General features: G+C 60.9%; 17 protein-coding genes. All 17 read right to left on the bottom strand.

Annotation, left to right across the window (positions count from 1 at the left end):
- Positions 1-7: 7 nt before the first annotated feature.
- The 17 genes from B5527_RS16920 to B5527_RS16845 all read right to left on the bottom strand — a co-directional run bounded on the left by B5527_RS16920 (position 8) and on the right by B5527_RS16845 (position 17,275).
- Positions 8-3,649, bottom strand: a complete 3,642-nt coding sequence (locus tag B5527_RS16920) for a phage tail tape measure protein (RefSeq protein ID WP_079602537.1) — start codon at positions 3,647-3,649, stop codon at positions 8-10.
- A 194-nt stretch (positions 3,650-3,843) separates the two neighbouring features.
- Complete coding sequence (locus tag B5527_RS16915; RefSeq protein ID WP_079602536.1) at positions 3,844-4,107, bottom strand: phage tail assembly protein; 264 nt, start codon at positions 4,105-4,107, stop codon at positions 3,844-3,846.
- 80 nt (positions 4,108-4,187) lie between these two features.
- Positions 4,188-4,712 (bottom strand): phage major tail tube protein, encoded by a 525-nt coding sequence (locus tag B5527_RS16910; RefSeq protein ID WP_079602535.1) that lies wholly within the window; start codon positions 4,710-4,712, stop codon positions 4,188-4,190.
- A 96-nt stretch (positions 4,713-4,808) separates the two neighbouring features.
- Positions 4,809-6,242 carry a phage tail sheath subtilisin-like domain-containing protein gene (locus tag B5527_RS16905; RefSeq protein WP_079602534.1) on the bottom strand — a complete coding sequence of 478 codons (1,434 nt, stop codon included), beginning with the start codon at positions 6,240-6,242 and terminating at the stop codon, positions 4,809-4,811.
- Between the two features lie 68 nt (positions 6,243-6,310).
- Positions 6,311-6,913, bottom strand: a complete 603-nt coding sequence (locus B5527_RS16900) for a DUF4376 domain-containing protein (RefSeq protein WP_079602533.1) — start codon at positions 6,911-6,913, stop codon at positions 6,311-6,313.
- A 3-nt stretch (positions 6,914-6,916) separates the two neighbouring features.
- The gene (locus B5527_RS44030; RefSeq protein ID WP_154072304.1) at positions 6,917-7,504 is read right to left on the bottom strand and encodes a hypothetical protein; all 588 of its coding nucleotides are present in this window, start codon (positions 7,502-7,504) and stop codon (positions 6,917-6,919) included.
- On the bottom strand, positions 7,504-8,838 hold the full coding sequence (locus B5527_RS16895; protein WP_079602532.1) for a hypothetical protein: 1,335 nt from the start codon (positions 8,836-8,838) through the stop codon (positions 7,504-7,506). Before B5527_RS16895 ends, B5527_RS44030 begins: the two co-directional genes overlap by 1 nt.
- A gap of 3 nt (positions 8,839-8,841) precedes the next feature.
- Positions 8,842-9,093, bottom strand: a complete 252-nt coding sequence (locus tag B5527_RS45725) for a hypothetical protein (protein ID WP_079602531.1) — start codon at positions 9,091-9,093, stop codon at positions 8,842-8,844.
- 12 nt (positions 9,094-9,105) lie between these two features.
- A complete protein-coding gene (locus tag B5527_RS16885; protein ID WP_079602530.1) occupies positions 9,106-11,373 on the bottom strand; it encodes a hypothetical protein in 2,268 nt (755 codons plus the stop codon).
- A 76-nt stretch (positions 11,374-11,449) separates the two neighbouring features.
- A complete protein-coding gene (locus B5527_RS16880; protein ID WP_079602529.1) occupies positions 11,450-12,661 on the bottom strand; it encodes a phage tail protein I in 1,212 nt (403 codons plus the stop codon).
- A 3-nt stretch (positions 12,662-12,664) separates the two neighbouring features.
- Positions 12,665-13,540 carry a baseplate assembly protein gene (locus B5527_RS16875; protein WP_079602528.1) on the bottom strand — a complete coding sequence of 292 codons (876 nt, stop codon included), beginning with the start codon at positions 13,538-13,540 and terminating at the stop codon, positions 12,665-12,667.
- Positions 13,541-13,550: 10 nt separating this feature from the next.
- The gene (locus B5527_RS16870) at positions 13,551-13,910 is read right to left on the bottom strand and encodes a GPW/gp25 family protein (protein WP_079602527.1); all 360 of its coding nucleotides are present in this window, start codon (positions 13,908-13,910) and stop codon (positions 13,551-13,553) included.
- Positions 13,911-13,931: 21 nt separating this feature from the next.
- Complete coding sequence (locus B5527_RS16865) at positions 13,932-14,213, bottom strand: hypothetical protein (protein WP_154072303.1); 282 nt, start codon at positions 14,211-14,213, stop codon at positions 13,932-13,934.
- A 14-nt stretch (positions 14,214-14,227) separates the two neighbouring features.
- The gene (locus B5527_RS16860; RefSeq protein WP_154072302.1) at positions 14,228-15,745 is read right to left on the bottom strand and encodes a hypothetical protein; all 1,518 of its coding nucleotides are present in this window, start codon (positions 15,743-15,745) and stop codon (positions 14,228-14,230) included.
- Positions 15,745-16,329 carry a hypothetical protein gene (locus B5527_RS16855; protein ID WP_079602525.1) on the bottom strand — a complete coding sequence of 195 codons (585 nt, stop codon included), beginning with the start codon at positions 16,327-16,329 and terminating at the stop codon, positions 15,745-15,747. The genes B5527_RS16860 and B5527_RS16855 overlap by 1 nt, the downstream gene beginning before the upstream one ends.
- Positions 16,329-16,808 carry a phage virion morphogenesis protein gene (locus B5527_RS16850; protein WP_079602524.1) on the bottom strand — a complete coding sequence of 160 codons (480 nt, stop codon included), beginning with the start codon at positions 16,806-16,808 and terminating at the stop codon, positions 16,329-16,331. Before B5527_RS16850 ends, B5527_RS16855 begins: the two co-directional genes overlap by 1 nt.
- Positions 16,808-17,275 carry a gp436 family protein gene (locus tag B5527_RS16845; RefSeq protein WP_079602523.1) on the bottom strand — a complete coding sequence of 156 codons (468 nt, stop codon included), beginning with the start codon at positions 17,273-17,275 and terminating at the stop codon, positions 16,808-16,810. The genes B5527_RS16850 and B5527_RS16845 overlap by 1 nt, the downstream gene beginning before the upstream one ends.
- Positions 17,276-17,286: the final 11 nt, after the last annotated feature.

Raw genomic sequence — 17,286 nt, 5'->3', positions numbered from 1 at the left:
AGGACAATTAGGTGTATTCGGACTCGCTGTCGTGGATACGCCAGTTCATCTGTTCGTCGATGCGGCGCTGGACCAACGTCGCCAGAGCTTCCGGATCGTGCGAACCACCATTGATGTGGATCGCCACGTTACCAGGATTGCGACGGATGTCGCTCGCACCAGCACCAGGGATCGGTGTCGACGGAACACCCCGGGTGACACTCTTCGGGTCTGGCACACCGCTGACGAGTCCAGGCGTTGCCCTACGCAACTGATACTTGCCGCGGGGTTCCCAGCTGTACTGGACCGAATCCCCGTGGTTGCCGGAGATCATCTGAATGTTGCCATTCTCGTCCACCTTACCGGTGGCCATGCCGACGTGATGCGGAGAGACCATGATGTCGTTGCGCTTCACAGCACCTTCAACTGCGGAGCCCCACTTATAGAAGCTGGCTGCCGCAGCGCTTCCGGTACCCTGGACGCCGTTTTCCTTGAGAGCGGCGTTTACGAAGCGAGCGCACCAAGCGTTCACGTTGCCACGCGGGTCGGCCTTGATGAAGTTCGCAATCTCCTTGGTGTCGCGCCACTCGTTTTTGTTGAGGAAGCGCTCCGCCGTTTTGACCGGATCTCCGAGGCCGCTGGCCTGGTCCGAGCCCGACATCTGGCTGAGGTAGCCCTTGACGCCAGCAGCCCATCCGCCGTTCAGGCCGCGCGGATCGTTAGCTGCGCCGACCGGAGCGTAGATGCGCCCCAGAGCGTCGATGCTACCGCCAGCCCTCTGGTAGTTCTTCGCAACCGTGGCAGCTGTCCGGTCGATGCCCTGAGCAAGGCTACCGAACTGCATCTTCCTGGCCATGCCGGTGGCAGGGTCCATGATGCCGCCGGGGTTATTCCCAGTCAGCACACTGCCCTTGCCAGTCTCATGAGCCATGACGCTGGCCAGCAGAGCCGGATCGACGCCGTTCGCCTTCGCTGCTGCAACGACATTGTCGTACATGCCAGCGAGCGGCGTTCCAGCGAAGACCCGCTCGTATGCCGACTTGCTCAGCCCTCCAGCGCTACCGCCGCCGCCCGAGAAGGACGGGATGTTGCTGCGCTTGATTATGCCGCCGGAGCCGACGCCGAAGTTCGGCAGCCGTGCGCCCGGAGTGCTGTGGATCAGAGCCATCGGGCTGCCGCTACCGCCGCCCAGGCTGATGCCCGAAGACGATCCGTAGCTTGAGCTGAGTCCGCCACCACCAACGAAGCCAGCGCCGCGGATTGCGCCGCCGGTCGTGGTGATGAACGAAGCGCGCTCAACCATACCGCCGAACTTCTTCAGCTGGTCGCTCAGATCGTCGACAGAGCTGCGGGTGTAGTAGGCCGCAGGGTGGACCATCGAAGGATCGAAGCCTTCACCGGAGGTCTTCTTCTTCAGCTTGCCGTTCTTCTCGTAGTAATTCCTCAGCTCATCCTGGAGGCCCTTCATGTCTTCAGGGCTATTGTCCGGCCGGCCGTCGCCATATAGCAACATGCCCATCCAGCCACCGAGCGCGCCAAGTCCAACCTTGCCGGCAGCCTTCGCGCCGAACTGCAAGGCCATGTCCTTACCGGCTTTGAGGCCTGTGATCTTGGCGAGGAACTTTAGTACGCCGAGGTCACTGAGGAATTTCAGCGCTGATCCCAACATGAATAGGCTCGAAACCACGAGGCCCATGACGCTGATGAGAGGACTCAGTAGTGTCAATGCGCCGACGAGCGCTACGATCTTGCCGGCGAACCGGCCGATCGCCTCAGGGTCAGCTGAGTTGTTGCCGAAATACGCCGAGATGCTGACGAAGGCCTTCGCGACAGACTTGATGCCCTCCGCAAATCCCTTGCCCAGCTTCATGAAGTCATCGGCGCTCGAGCCGCTCTTCTCTCCAGGCTTACCGAATGCCTTGTCGAGCAGGTCGCGGAACGAGCCGGGGTGGCCGAGGAAGCCTTCCGTCAATCCGCTCAGGAATCCGGCGAAGCGTTCCTTGATGCCGCTGGTCTTGACGGTCGTGTACCAGTCTTCGACCCAGCTGCTGAACTGCTGGATGTACGGCTTGAGCACGTCGCCCAGCTCGTCCTTGAGGACGGTCCAGGTCGCCTTCACCTTGTCGACGAAGTACTCCAGGCTGTTCGTGAACTCCTGCCACGACTTGCTGATGAAGTCGGTCTCTTCCGACTGACCCATCGCCTCTCTGGACAGGGCCCGGGTGCGATCGAGCATCGCAGGTGACTCGACCATGTTCGCGAGGAAGCGACCGAAGCCGCTGCCGAACAGAGCATCCATCGCCTGTTCGCGCTGGATGTTGTCCTTGATCTTGCCGAACGACTTGATCAGGTCGAAGATGGCGTTGTTGGGATCCTTCCTGAAACCTTGGATCAGGTTTCCGTACGAGCCGAAGCCGAGCTTGCTGGGCAGGCTCAGGAACAGCTTGTCTTCTTGAGAGCGATTGCCGCCCTTGCGCTGGATGTCCCGCGCCTTCATCTGAAGGCCGTAGATGTCAGCGCCGAACGAACCGAGGAATCGGGATGCCTGCTGGCCTTGCGCACCGGCCTGAATTGCCGAAGCGCCGAACGCGAGCGTGGTCTCCTGATCGAGACCAAGCTTGGCACCGGAACCCATACCCGTTCGCAGGAACGAGAACATCTGGTCCGGACGCGCGGAGGTCTTGTTGGCGAGGTACGCCGAGGTGTTCGCCAGGCGTCGGATCGGCTTGATGTCCGTGTCGGACATGCGGCCGGCGCCGATCTCCTGAGCGATGGCGTAGCCCATTCCTTCCATGGCCTGGGCTGCGTCGATGCCCATGGTCTTGGCGAGCTTGGTCACCATCTCGGCGGTGCCGGCGGCGAGCTTTTCAGGAACGCCTGCCTTGGCGGCGTCTGCCGCCGTCTCCATCAGCCTTGCCGGGTTCTGGCCGAGAGCCACAGCACGCGGGAGCGCCCACATGTCACGCAGCTGCCGGGCGTTGACCTGGCTCTGGTCCATATTGATGCGGGCGTTGAACTCCGCCTTGTCCAGATCCACTGCGGACCGGACGGACGAGGCGCCCATTGCGCCGACGCCAGCCGCCGCACCAAGCTCGGCATAGCCAAGCCGGCGTACGCCCTGGTAGATCTTGTTGACCTGCTGCACGAACTGGCGCCGCGCACTCAGCATCCTGTTCTGATGGTCGCGGTTGCGCCGCTCTTCCTGGCGCAGGTGCTCAACGTCGATGCGGTTGATCTGGTCCCGCATGTTGTCTTCGATGCGGACGCGCTCCTTCGCCTGGGAGTTCCAGACAGCGCTGTAGGCCTGTGCCCGCTTCACCTTCTCGGCGTAGGCCTTCATTTCCTTTCGGTTGAGCTTGTCGAACCGGTCGTGATAGCCCTGCAGCTCATTGGTCATCTTCGTCCACTGGGTGGACGACATCTTGCCGAAGTCGCGCTGGTAGCGCGCCCACCGCATGTATTTCTCGGTGAGGCCGTCGATCTCCTTGCCGCCCTTCTGCAGCTGCTTGATGTACTTGTCATCAAGCCCAGCGATGGGGTTCCGGTAGTTCTGGCCAAGAGCCTTCAGCTTCTTTTCCAGGCGGTCGAATTGGGACACGATGCGCTGGACCAGCGGCGAGAGCGAGTCTTCGCCCGTCAGCCTGGCCCTGAGATTGAGATCGTCGGACATCACCGCTCCTGAAAACAAAAAAGAAGCCCGGGGTTATCCACCCCGAGCTTTTGCGAGCGCTTCAGCGTCTCGCGCGTTTAGATGCTGGACACCGTCTGCCACTAGGCAGAAATCCCAGAACTCCATGTTCTCCACGTCGTCGAGCGTCCAGTGGAAGCGCTCGAAGATCGGGAAGGAGTCCTGGAGGATCCGGTCTATTCGCCCAGCATTGGCTTCAAAAAACCTTCGAACCACGCCTTCATCGGGGTGAAGTCCTCGATATCGACTTCGGCGATGATCTTCTCGTCGACTTCGCACAGGTCAGCGAGGACCTTTTCCATCGCAGCGACACCGTCCTTGTCGACGTTCTTGATGAAGTTGCGGAGGTCACGGACCTTCGGCCGGCGGGCCTTGAACTCGATGTAGCTCGCGCCGCGGTACTCGAAGGGATGGTTGAGAGGGAAAACTTGTTCGGCCATTTTGGTTTGCACACCTTGATGAGGAAAACAAAAAGGCCCCGCCGGTTATGGCGAGGCCTCGGTTGGAGTGATCTCAGGGCTTAGTAGGTGAAGCCCAGGATCTGTCGAGCGTTGGCGCTCTTGTCGGTACCACCGATGATCGTGATCTTGTTGAACACGTCGATCTCGGTGACATCGGTCCCGTCGATGTTGTGACGGAAGTAGTTGGCGCAGAGGCTGATGGTCTGGTCGACCTTCTTGCCGGCCTGCACCTTGCCGGGCTTGATCGCCTTGATCAGGCTGTGAGTCTCGATCAGGACGCTCTTCTCGGCGCCGTTTGCCGACAGCAGGTAGCCGCGGAAGGTGATCGGCACGTCCAGCGATCCAGGGCCGTAGCCGAGGTTCTGCCAGATCTGCGCGTCCCAGGTATGGAGCATGAAGTCGAACTCGATCTTCTGGATACCCATCGGCATTTCGATGGTGCCGTCCATACCGCCGCCGCGGAAGTCCTCGGTCTCGATCTGGATTTCCGGGGGCTGAAACTCGGGCGCCTCTCCGATCTTGCCGATGTCCTGGATCCAGACCGTGAAGTCCTGGAAAATGTTGGAGTCGCGAAGGTTATTCATAGATGTCTCCGGCCACGCCAGAGCGCGCCCGGCCCGCAAGGACCGGACGGCTCGTGACTAGCTCATTGTGGTGGGTGATGCGGAGTGGCCTCGGCGTTAGCCGTTGGCGACCTGCCGCGCGAACGTCTCGATGAAGTCCGTGTAGTAGTTCGGGTTACGGACCGCCTGGAACTGCAGGTGCTCCAAGCACGCCGGGGGCTCGAGATCGAAGTTCACGGTCAGCTCGCCCGAAGCGAATGTCGCCGGGGTGTTGAGCGTCTGGTCGATCCAGCACTTTCCGCCGATCAGCGCGCCGCGCGAGCGGAGCAGTCGGAGGTAAGCGTTCACGTCGCCCTGGATGCCGGTGAGCAGCTGGTAGCTGAACGGCTTGTCGAGGCGATCGCGCTCGGCCTGTTCGAGGCTCTCGTAGATCATGTCCGCGGTGCGGCGCACAGACAGCTGAGCCCAGAGCGGGTCGGTGCCGGTGCCACGCAGACCCCAGAACCTGTAGCCAGCATCGTGGATGATGGTGGTGACCTGGTTGGAGTTCAGCATGTTCGCTTCGCTGTCGCGATCGTTGGGCATCCAATCGACCGGACGCGATGGACCGCCGATGTTCTGGATCACCTCGTTCGAGAACGAGTACCAAAAGCCCTTCTCCTCGTCGATGCGAGCCTGGATGCCGGCCGCGTAGGCCGAAGCAGGCTTCTGCACGTACACCGAGTTCTCGGTGTTCCAGGAGAGAACGCCTGGATCGATGATCGAGATGCGCTGGCTGCCGTAGTCCTGGCGATACTGGACCGCGTCGTCGTAGCTGGTGCCGGGACCGTCGAGGAAGGCCACCGCGCGGAGGCGATCGACGATGGAGGCGAACGCCACGCCGACCGGGTTGGCCACATGGCCGAGGGTCGCCGTGATGGTTGCGCCCGTGCCGGCGCCGCTCACCGTGACGTTCGGGATAGCGTCGTAGCCGTAGCCAGGGTCAGTGATGATCGCACCGGTCAACTTGCCGCCGACAACCTGAGGCACAGCCGTCGCCTGACGGCCACCAGCCGGTGGTGCATCGATCGTGATCGTGGTCGTCGCCAGGACATAGTTCTGGCCGACGTCGCCGATGACCAGGTTCATCAGACCGTTGGTCGGGCGACCGCTGGTGAGGCCGGGCGCGATGAGCAGCTTCGGGATGACCTGAAGCATCGGGCGCGACTTGAGCAGCGACCAGATGCCGGTCTTGCCGGTCGGCGAACCGACAGCGTTGGACCAGGTCTCCTCCATGCTCAGGCCATCGTCCACGCGGACCACGACGACCACGGCCGACTTCTGGCTGTAGATCGCGTCGACTGCGTCGAGCAGGGTGCCGGTGGACTTCAGCTGACCCGCCTTCAGCGCGTCAGAGAAGACGGCCACAGGCGTGTTGAGCGGGAAGATATCGGGGTCAGCGTCCGGCGCCGTGCCGACGAGGCCGATCACGTTCGACTTGACGGTGTCGACCGGACCAGCAGGGCTGTCGAGTTCGATCGTCTCGATGCCGTGGAGATATTGAACAGTCACGTATGGTTCTCCCAAACAAAAAAGCCGCCCCGGATGGAGCGGCTCGTGGTGAGGTTGGTTGGTTTGGTTTATGAGGTGAGCGCGGCGTCAACCGCCGCTTTCGTGGTGATCGTCCCCGCCTGGATCTGAGCGTCAACCTGACCTTCTTTGTCGAAGGTAGACTGGACGTGGGCGGCCATTTCCGTGGCGATTGCTACGAATGCCGCACGATCGAGCGGGACAAATCCCTGCGGCGTCTTGAAGTTGACTGGAGCTGTGACGATGCCAAGGTCGATAGACTGAATTGTCTGGCCAACGATGGCTCGGGTGTCTCGGTCAGTCGGAAGCGGACCATATGTTGCCGAGACGATGCCTCCGACTTCGAGGTCGAATCGCTTGGCGGCTGCATAGTCCAGAAGATCCTGCTTGGTCGGCGGTGGAGGCTGAACCAGATCAAGGATCTGGGTGACAATTCCGTTGACACGCTCGAAGTGGTATCCGGAGATCGTCACTTCAGGGTCGGTGGGCGGCGTGACTGGCTGAACGCGATACACGCCGATCGCATTCAGATCAGAATCGGACCACAATTCGATGCACTGCCATCCATGGAGCACTCCATCTGGGCCAGTGAAGGAAGACCCAAATAAGATCTCTTCAAATGTTCCAGGCGTCGTCTCTTTGGCGATCAGCATTGATTAGCTCCATGAAATGTAGACTGCGCCATTGACGCCGGGGGTAGCCTTCACGAGGTTTGCGTTATCGGCGTAACCAGCAGCGCCAGCCTGGCCAACCACAACGGTGATAACGGAGAGCGGGATGAGCGGGCCACCCTTGGAGAATGTCTTGTAGGCCCGAGCGCCATTGCCGCCGTTACCTCCGTCATACGACCTGTTTGCAGGATAGTAAGCGCCGATACCGCCAGTGGTCGCATCACCAACACCATTGTAGTCACCACCAGACCCGGTGCCGTTCGCACCGTTGGTACCGTGATGAACTGGTGTTTGTGAGCTACCCGCTGTACCGCCACCACCGCCGTAGCCTACGATGTTGCCGGTGGGTGCGTTAAAGTAACTATAGCCACCCGCGCCACCGTCCGTGCCGCCATATGGTTGATTCCAACAGTAACCGCCGCCGCCCCCACTCGCTCCGCGACAGTCTGCCAGGAGCGAGTGATAGTAAGGGACGGTGAAGGAGTAGGTGCCTGGCGTGGTGTAGCTGACGCTGCCGGGAATAACCGTGTGGCCAGCCGGGGTAATTATGTGTCGAAGGCTAGGGATGATCATCAGTACGTCTTCCAGCCATTGCCCAGCATAAAACCGTAGGAATGGTAGACACCGGAGTAGAAAACCGCCCAATTATTGGCATTCGGGAAGACTGTCGGAGCGATACCATCTGGGAATAGGAATCCAGACCAGCTCACAGTTCGCGAGCCGGTGGCGTCTTGAACGAAGGAAAGTTCTAAGACCTGACCGGGCTTCATATTGGTGGTGGCGATAGTGACGTTGCCAACGAGAGTGCCAACGAAGCGAGAGCCAGTGTTGCCGTCGATTGTGACAGTGCCAGTCAGGTTACCGAGTGGCACCCAGCCAGCCGCAGCCCACGCCTGATTGACGGTGACGGCGTCAGCAGCCGCGCCAACCGTGATCTGCGCAGCGGACGCGATGTTGACAAGGCCAACAGTGTTCGCCGGGAAGCCCAGGTTGGTTCTGGCGTTTAACTGCTGAGCCGCAGTCAGTCCTTGTGCGTTGGTGTCGACCCTCACCCTATTTCCGAGCGAAGCCGTGACGGTCGTCGAAAAGTTGGCGTCGTTGCCGAGCGCCGAGGCGAGTTCCTGCAGCGTGTCGAGCGTTGATGGCGCGCTGTTGACCAAGCCGGCGACCTTGGCGTTGACTTCGGCATCGACCTCGGTCTTCTGATAGTAGTTCGTCGGATCCCAGACCTTGGCCGCAGCAGCAGAAGCCGCGGCAGCGTCACGAGCCGCCAGCGTGTCTGACTTCATCAGCGCGATGGCAGTCTTGTCAGACGATGTTTGATTTGCACTGTCAGCAGCGTTGTCGCGATATCCCTTGGCTGCGTCTCGCGCCGCCTGGGTGTCAGCCAGCATCTGCTGAATGGCCTGCGAAAGGGCCGTTCCGACGTAGATGGTCCAGTCGATGAACGGTCCCGGATTGCCGAAAATCTGAACCGGCTGGAGAACCAGCTGGCCGCCCACCTTGTCCCAGGACACGAGCCTTGCGAAAGCATAGTCGGTCTGGTTGGCCTCGCGCACGATCGTGACGAAAGGCGACGGGGCGAAAAGCTCACGTTCGGCGGCATCATAGATGGCGAACGTCTGGGTGGTCGCCGTGTCCAGCGTCACCGCGTTGTTCGAATGGGCAAGCAAGAAGCCCTGTTCTGAGACCAGGGTGATCTTGTCCAAGGCCGGCGCAAGGACGAGGTTGAGGCGGTCGAGAGCGAGACCCTCGATGTACGTCGTCAACCCACCGATCGCCGAGAGTCCGTCCTCGTTGGACGAAATTCGACGATCGATGTCATCAAAACGCCGGTTCCAGTAATCGGGATCGCCAAGGTTGTCCCTCGACTTTACCTGATAATATTGATCAAACCGGCGGGCCATTCCTTAGACCTCTTCGTAGCTGATGATTGCGGCGCCGAGCTTGACGACGTCGGACCCCCTGAGGGTCACGTTGTGGCCAGGCCGCGCCCAGATGCCAGGCACAACCTCGACTGCGCGAGCCAGCTTGACCCGGTAACGCTTGTTCGGATCGGGCGCGGCAGGCGAAACAGGCTGTGCCGCAGGAGCGACGGGAGCCGCCGCCGGAGCAGCAGCAGGAGCAGCCGCCGGAGCGGCTGCGGTAGACGTGTCTGCCATGAAGTGGTTTCCTTACTTGGTGTAGAACGTCCGCTCGGCGACGTGGTACGTGACCTGCGGAGAGTTCGTCGTTCCGGTCTGCTCGATCGTGAACTGCGTGGTCCCGGCCGGAAGACTGAACGTGTAGGTCTTCTGGTAACGCTTCGCTGTCGCGTCCATCACCTCGGTGATGGTCGTGTCGGGCGTGTACTCAGTCCCGCCAACTCGAACCGAGATGCCGTAGGTGTGCGGCGTCGGATCGAACATTTCGAGCAAGTTCACGAACGTCAGGTTGTGCGCGATGTTCGACAGCGCCGGCACGGTCATCTGGGTCGAGACATGCTTGTATGCCGTCTTCGGACGAGAGACGCTGACGCGAGAACCTGTCAGATGCAGGATCGGCGCCATGTCGGTGGTGCCGATGAAGCGAGCCCTGAACTGAGCGAGCGGCGGAGCAGTTCCGAGAACGCCGGAATTGTCGGCGATCAGCGGCTGCCATTCACCGGTACCGTTTGGTCGCATCTCGAAGACGAGTTCGCACGAACCCGGAACCCACTGTTCGGCCAGGATGTCGACGTCGCGGAAGCCGCCGTCGAGGTTGATCGGAGCGAACTCGATCGCAACCTGAGACGAAGCGAACGAAGCGCCATAGACCTGGAGCATCATGTCCTTGGTCAGATCGCCCATGTAGTAGATGCCGTCCGTCGAGTAGAAGAACGTGCCGTCCAGATAGGACTGACCGGAGGTCATGCCGATCTGGTGGTTCGCGTTCGAGATGAACACGAAGGCGTAACGCTTACCCTTCTGGAGGAAGGTCGGCTGTATTGGGCACAGGTTCCAACCCGTGACGATGCTCGCCTGCGAGTAGGTCGTCTTCAAACAGACCTTGTCGAGGTCAGGCTGACCGGCGGTCACTTCGCAGAGCGCGATGTGGATGTCTTCGTTCGCGGCCTTGGCCGTGATGTAGAATCCGAGCTGGGTCGCGATGATGTCGTTCGAAACCAGGAAGGTCTGAGCCACCTGAGCACCTGTGATCGACAGGTTGGTGGTGACCTCGTACATGAACGGCTCTTCCCAGGTGTCGAGCCAGTAGTAGTCGGTACGAGACCAGGCATACGGATGAGCGAGAGTCGGTGGATTGTTTTCCACCGTCGTGAACTCAGTCGTGTTGAAATCGTACAGGTTGGTGGTGTTGACCTGTTCTCCCGGGGTGTTGTAGCTGTTGCCGTTGGTGCAGACCGTGTAGCTTCCGCCATACCGAATGCGCGTGCGGGCCATGTATCCCACCTGCATCGAATGCACCTGGTAGCCGTACTGAGCGATGCCGAGAGACTCGGTGTAGGCACCGGTCTGGATCTTCAGCACGTTGGTGTATTTCGGCATCAGATAGCCGCCGGACAACGCCGCGTTCGGATCGTTCGCCGAGAATAGCGAGATTTCGAACTGGTTCGCGTTGGCATCGTTGAAGCGGATGCCCTCCTCGACCTTCGCGTCGTAGCCGAGCAACAGCGTGTTGTTGTAGTCCGACTTATTCATGTCGAGGAAGAAGTCAGAGTCGAAGCCCGAAGCGTCTGGCGGGAAGCGCAGGCTCTCCTTCACGCGCGCCAGATCGAGGTAGACGCGGGAAAGGTCATCCTGAGCAGCCAGGCCGGTGATGCGGTTCGAGAGGTCCGCAAGGTCGGACGCCAGCGAGGTGACGCGCGGCTCGATGAGGGATTTGAAGGTTTCGAGCAGATCGGTGCGGATGTCCAGGGCGTCGGTCGACACGACCGCGTTCTGGTCCTGCATGTCGATCGAGACGATCTGCGTGGTATCCAGCACGACGTTGGCGATCACGACGTGGGTCGCAGGGATCGCAGGAGGAACCGGATCAGCTGCTTCGGCGCCGGCCGTGAAGACGATCTGTGCGTCACGGGAGTCGGTCATCGCGACAGCGCGTGGCTCGACGGTCCCGGTATCGACGTCGGTCAGATAGTCGCGGGTCTGGACGTCCGTCTGCACTTCCTGGCCATAGGCCGAGATGGTGACGACGCGCCTTGCGGCTGCAGCGACATAGGTTGCCAGCGACTGCGTCAGGATGGCGCGGAGCGCGTAGACAGCGCCGGTATCGTACACGCGACCCATACCCACGGTGACCTCGACCTGACCGGTCTTGGTGACCATCAGGCCAGAGTATTTGCGGGTAGCAGAGACCGCGTCCGTCACGATGTTGTCCATCGCGGTACGCACATAATCCTGAATGTTGTTGTGGTCAGTCGCGACCTGTTCCTGATAGTCGCGGAAGATTACTTGGCGGTCCATCTATGGGCCTCTTGTTGGGGCACGAAAAAGCCCACCGTCCCCGCGGACGATGGGCATTGTGCTTTCGGTTGAAAGATCAGATTACGATGGGATCGCCAGCGAACTTGGGAAGTCCGGCGATGAACCCGGGCACGGTGTTGGTATCCAGCACGATCTTGTCGCTCAGGCGCTTGGCGGCGATGATCGCCTGCCTGTTCTTTGCCATGAGCGTTGGGTCATGCGGCGTGAAGAACTTCGTGCGCGGAGCGAACGGCTCGCCGAGGCGTGCCTTGTACCTGCTCCACTGCGTGTTCATCCGCACCTTCAGCTCGGCAGAGTGAGGCGCGATGCCGTACCTACCGTAGCCCATGAACTGGATCGACGGTCGCTGCGGCGTCAGGATCGAGCCGTCGTTGACCGCGTACCGCTCGTAGATCTGGTACGGCGCCTGCGACGGAACGAAATACCGCTTGTAGATCGTGCGACCGCTGTAGACCGCGTGCCCTTCCTTGCCCGTGGTCGTGACCAACTCTGGCGTGGTCGACACCGGCTCAAGCTGAGGGCCGACTGCAACGCGCCATGGACTGATAACCAGCGGCGCGATCGTCACGATCCGCTTGTAGGCGGTCGACGGGATCGGGAACTTCTTCTTCAGATTAAACGGTCTGTTGCAGAAATCCGAATACGGCAGGACCGTCTTGATGAAGATCCTGAAATAGCTGTCGTCGTTCTCGATCTTGGTGTCGGTCTCGACACCGTTGACGGTCCAGGTCGCCCGCTTCGACAGCCGCGTGATGGCGTCGTTCGGCTGCGGGAACTTCTGTTCGAAGAAGCTGTTGTACCGGCCGCCACCAGAGAAGATTCGCTTCTTGGCGGCGCCCAGCAGGTACTGCTGATAGACCCTGACCTGCGGAAGTTTGGCAAGCCAGGCCTCTCGCTGCTCCACGCTGAGCGATGCGCCGGAGAATATCTTAGCCGGCGGCGTCGTTGCCTTGAGCAGCTGGCTGTCGACGAGATCGATGTAGGTTTCGATCGCCTGTAGCGTGCCCTTGACCTGGTGGTGCTTGATCGCGTTGGCGACCACGCTCCGACGCTTGGTAAGAGGCCAGCTCGAGTCCCAGATATCGACCGAGAGAGCCCACGCCAGGTATGGCAGCAGGTTCTCAGGACACTTCCACGGATCCCAGAGGACCCGGATCGGAATGTCCATGTTCAGAAGACGATCAACCTGGGACGCGAGCGTCCGCTCGTATTCCGTAGCGTTCGGAGCGAGGACGTGATCCATCCGGCGCGTCGGAAACGTCGTCATTTCTTACTCCACCCGGAACGGCAGCGGCGTAACCGTCGCGGACTCGATGAGCGCGCACTGGCTGGTGTCCACCACCACATTCTGTGCCGGCGAGATCAGATCGACGGACTGGACGCCCTCCTGGTTGAGGGCAGAGATGATCGCCGACCGCGTCAGATCGCGACCGATGAGCGAGACGTTCGCGCGGACCTTGTTCAACGCAGTGCCGATATCGGCCATGACCAGCGCCGCATCGGGCCCAGGATAGAGGCTGATGTTGGCGACGATCTGCTGCTTGATCACCTTGACAGGCACGACGCTGATCACGTCGGTCAGGGGCTTGATACCCTTCGAGTTCAGGCGATTGACGACGTTGTAGATGATGTCGGTCGTCGGCACGGGATCAGACCCGCTCTGCATCACGCTCACCCGGACGCCGCCGAAATTGTTCATCTTCACCGCTGTCGCATCGCGAATGCGGACGTCGGAGGTCAGCGTCTGGTAGATGTAGGCGCCTTCAGATCCGGCCGTAGTGAAGGCCTCAGGGGCGAGCTGGGCTCGGCGCCGCAGGCTGTCGTCGGTTTCGCCGGCCAGGCGCTCGCAGCCGAAGAAGGCTGCAAGGTTGTCCAGGTCAGCGCCCTTGGAGAAGGCGAGCATCACCGCGCGAGCAGCCGCATTGACGCGGGCCCGGACCAGCATTTCGCCGTAGGCTTCCGCCTCCAAGATCACATTGGTCGGGGACTGCTCAAGCTTGACCGCCGCGGCGAGCTTGTCGTTCTTCGAGACGACATCCGCCTGATACTGCGAAAGCAGCGTCTCGAACGAAATGGTCTCGATTACGTCAGGCGGAGGCAGCCGCGCAAAGTCGATGTAGAGCGCGGGTGAAGTGTAGTTGGGCATTGCACCCTCGCTAAATTACGGTTTTCACCCTGCGCGCTGCGTTGTCGATGAGATCGACTCCTTCCACCGTGATGGTGATGTCGCCCGATGCGTCGGCCGAATCGATCGACACGCGGGTGACCTTGAACTCAGGCTCGTAGGTGTTGATCGCGGAGATCGCTGCCATCATGCCGGACATGATCGTCTCCTCGTTCATCGGCTTGTCCTGCATGTCGATGAACTGCGAGCCCCACCACAGGCGCATGAGACGGCTCTTGAGCCTGGTGGTGAGGATGACGAAGATGCTCTGCTTGATGCGAGGCCATCCTTGGATGTACTCGCCAGTCTCACGATCGATGTCGATCAGATGATCAGTGGGAAGCGCTGCCATTGTTCGGCGCCTCCGCCACGATTACTTGGAGGCCGGAGCCGCCGGAGCTGCCGGGGCAGCGGGCGCCGCCGGAGCCGCAGGAGCCGCAGGAGCAGCCGGCGTTGCAGGAGCAGCGGGGGTCTTGGAAGTGACAGCGGCCACAGCCGACTCCACCTTCGCTACTTCCGCTTCCACTGTCTGGACGACTGGCGCCAGCGCGTGCTTGATATACTTGGCTTCAACCTCAAGGAGGTTGACCACCTTGCCAACGGGCTGGAGGATGCCATTGCGCCAGAAGGCCTTGGCAACGGTATAAGCGGTCATTTTTGATTTCCCTGTTATGTGGAGATGACACCGCTTCCGCCGCCGTCGTCGACTGGCGCGGTCGGGTCTTCACCGAGGAATGGAAGGTTGGGTGGTCCGGTACCTGGATGCGTGTGCAGGTAACCGATGTTCTTGTGGTTGTGGCCCATCTCGCCGCCGATCTGGCTGTAGCCAGAGCCGGAGAAACGCCACATGGTGCCGCCGGCAACGATCGTGAGACCGCCGCTGTCCAGCACGAACTGGGTAGAGCCCTGACTGAGCTTGACGTGGTCCTTCGTGACCTTGACGGTCGACGCATTGCCGCCGCCCTGCGTCATCAGGATCTCGTCTTCGGTCATGTAGACCTTCGACTTGTCGTCATCGCCCATCTGGGCGGTCAGGTCATTCTCGGTCCACTTGACGACGGCCTTCTTGTCCTTGAACTGGATCTTGACCTGGTTGTCGTCCATCAGCACGTCGCCCTTGGCGTCCTGATCACCGAAGCGGACGTGGACGAGCTTTTCGTCCTGGCGGTAGTACGACTTGTTCTTGCCGACCGTCTTGAGGATCTTGTCCTTGTCGTTCAGCGTGCGCGTGACGCCGTCGTCGCCCTCCTCCGGCACGTCCGGAAGTTTGGGCGCCTGCGTCTGCTGCGACTGCTGCTGGCCGCTCGAACCGCTACCGGAACTACCGGAGCCGCCCGATCCTCCACTGCTCGCAGGGACGCCGGCTGCACCGCCGGCACCGCCGCCGATCATGCCGCCGACCTGGCCGAGGAGACCTGCGCCAGTGACCTGCTGCGCGATGCTGGCGACGTTGCCGAGCTGCGCGAGATCAGGGAGGCCGACTATCTTGGCCATGCTGCCGATGTCAGCGAGCTTGGCTAGACCACCGATGTTGGTGAGCTGGGACAGCTGCGACAGGTTGGCGATGTTCGAGATGTCGAGATTGGCTAGGTTGCCAAGGTTGCCGAGATTGCCAAGGCTGCCCATGAGGCCGGAGAAATCCATGCCGCTGAGGCCAGCCATCTGGCTGATACCGGCGAGGTCACCGAGTCCGCCAATGTCGCCAAGGCCGCCGATGCCGCCCTGGCTCTGTTTGCTCTTGATGATGAGGTGGTTGGTGTCCTTGGTCTGATGGACCCAGTGCTGCTGATCATCTTTATCGTGGATCAGCTCAACCGTTTCATCCTGCTTGCCGTGCGGTGACGGCGTGTCGGGCCCATAATGGAAGGGCTCGACGGTTGCTAGTTCGGGGATGCCGCCGACAGCCCGGATGATTCCGTGCTGACCGATTTTCGGCGGGATCGAATACTTGATGGTCTGGTGCGAGTGGGCCTGCCAAGGCTGCCAATCGCTCTTGAAGGTGTCCTGGCTGCCGCCGGCACCTTCATCGCCGCCGCTCGGCGTCTGGTTCTGGCCGTCATTGAGTTTGACGTACCAGCGGTCCTTCTCGTACTTCACAGCGACGATCTTGCCGAGGCGCTCTTTGTTCTGGAACTTTCGTTCCAGATCTTGGAGGCGGCGCTCCATCGCGTGAATTGCACGAACCATCAGTCAGTCTCTGGTGTTACATCCAGCTGGTCGTTGCTGGACTGGCCAGCTGCGTTATGGACGTAGCCGAGCGCCATGTTTTTCGTCGTCGGCACCTTCGTGACCATCTGGCCATTGTTCCAGACGAAGTCGCGCATGATCACCTGGTTGGTGCCGATCATCAGGTTGCTCTGCCACTCGATGACGCCGACAGCCACGCCTTCGCGGCGAAGCACCGGCTGGCTGATGCGCTTGAACTTGATGGCGCCGGCTGGCGCCGCATCGGGGTGGCCGAACTCATTCATGTTGGCCCAGGTGGCGACCGTCTCGACGTAATCCCAGGCGCGAGCATCGCCGTCGAGGGCGACTGACTTGTTCTCGTCGATGATGACGACCACGCAGCGGAGCAGCGCGTTCAGCTCCCCGGTGAAGGTTTGCTCGGTCGGCACGTTCATGACTGCAACGCGAGCGCAGGGCGTCTTCAGCGTCCAGTCGGCGATGTCGTGCTCATCGAACAGGCCGTCATACCAATCGACGTCCAGCTCGGGGATCAGCGTCTTGAGCCCGTCGATGATCTTCTGACGGAAGTCGACGATCTTTCCCATCAGTCGCCTCCCTCAGCTAGATACTCTCGGAGCATCTTTGAAATTTCCCGGACGTTCTGATCAGAGAAGCCCATGAACGGTCGAGCCGGAACTTGCGGCGACGGCTTCTTGGATCGGTATTTGCCTCTGACCGTGTTGACGCCGTCCTGCATGAACGATGCATGATCGGAGTCGGCGGCAATCGCGAAGCCTTCTTTGCTGACGTCCTCGACGTGGACGCTGCGGTACAGGTCTCCGCTCTCGAACAGCTGCCGGTCATGCCCTTTAAGTTGGATGGTCAGATCACTCAGGGCCGCCCAGCGTTCGCCGTCAGGGCCGGTCTTGGTCCGCAGGATGCGGTTGACGGTCGACCGAACCATGTAGTCGGCAGCGTCTTCCCAGACCGGCTCCAGGTTCTTGGCCTTATGCAGAAGCTTGTTCAGCCGTCGATTGAGAACCGCCAATCCCATGGCGTCGATCTCAATCTTGACCTCAGCCACTACGCCCTCCCGCAGTCGAACGAACCGCCCGACCTCTTCACGTTCGGATCGGTCGTCACCAGAACGGGGTTGCCGTTGGCGTCGACCTGGGGTTTACCGGTGGTCGGGTCGATCGGCTGCGTCGTGACGTTCGGCAGACCGAGACCGACTTTACCGGTCGAAATCTTCTCGAGGATTGAGAGCGCATCCTCGTAGCGCACGCGCATTTCGTCAGTTCGGCCAGTGCGGCCGAGCGCCATCTTGTAGACGGCGATGTCGATTGCGCAGTTCTTGACGATGCCGGGCACCGGAGTGACCGGCACGGCATACTGCGCCGAGAGATATGCATCGCAGATCTCATCGGCTGCCTGCAGGCCCTTTGCGATGACGTCCGGGTCAGGCGTTCCGTCGCGATTGTAATCGGCCACGCGAACCAGGAGATCGGTGCCGTAGAGCTGGTCGATATCGTCCTTGGTCGCGTAGCCCATTACGAACCCCT

It is taken from the genome of Bradyrhizobium erythrophlei (genome assembly GCF_900129425.1).
Classification (GTDB): domain Bacteria; phylum Pseudomonadota; class Alphaproteobacteria; order Rhizobiales; family Xanthobacteraceae; genus Bradyrhizobium; species Bradyrhizobium erythrophlei_C.
Note: the sequence above shows the minus strand (reverse complement) of the source record. Positions and strands in the feature narration are given on the sequence as shown.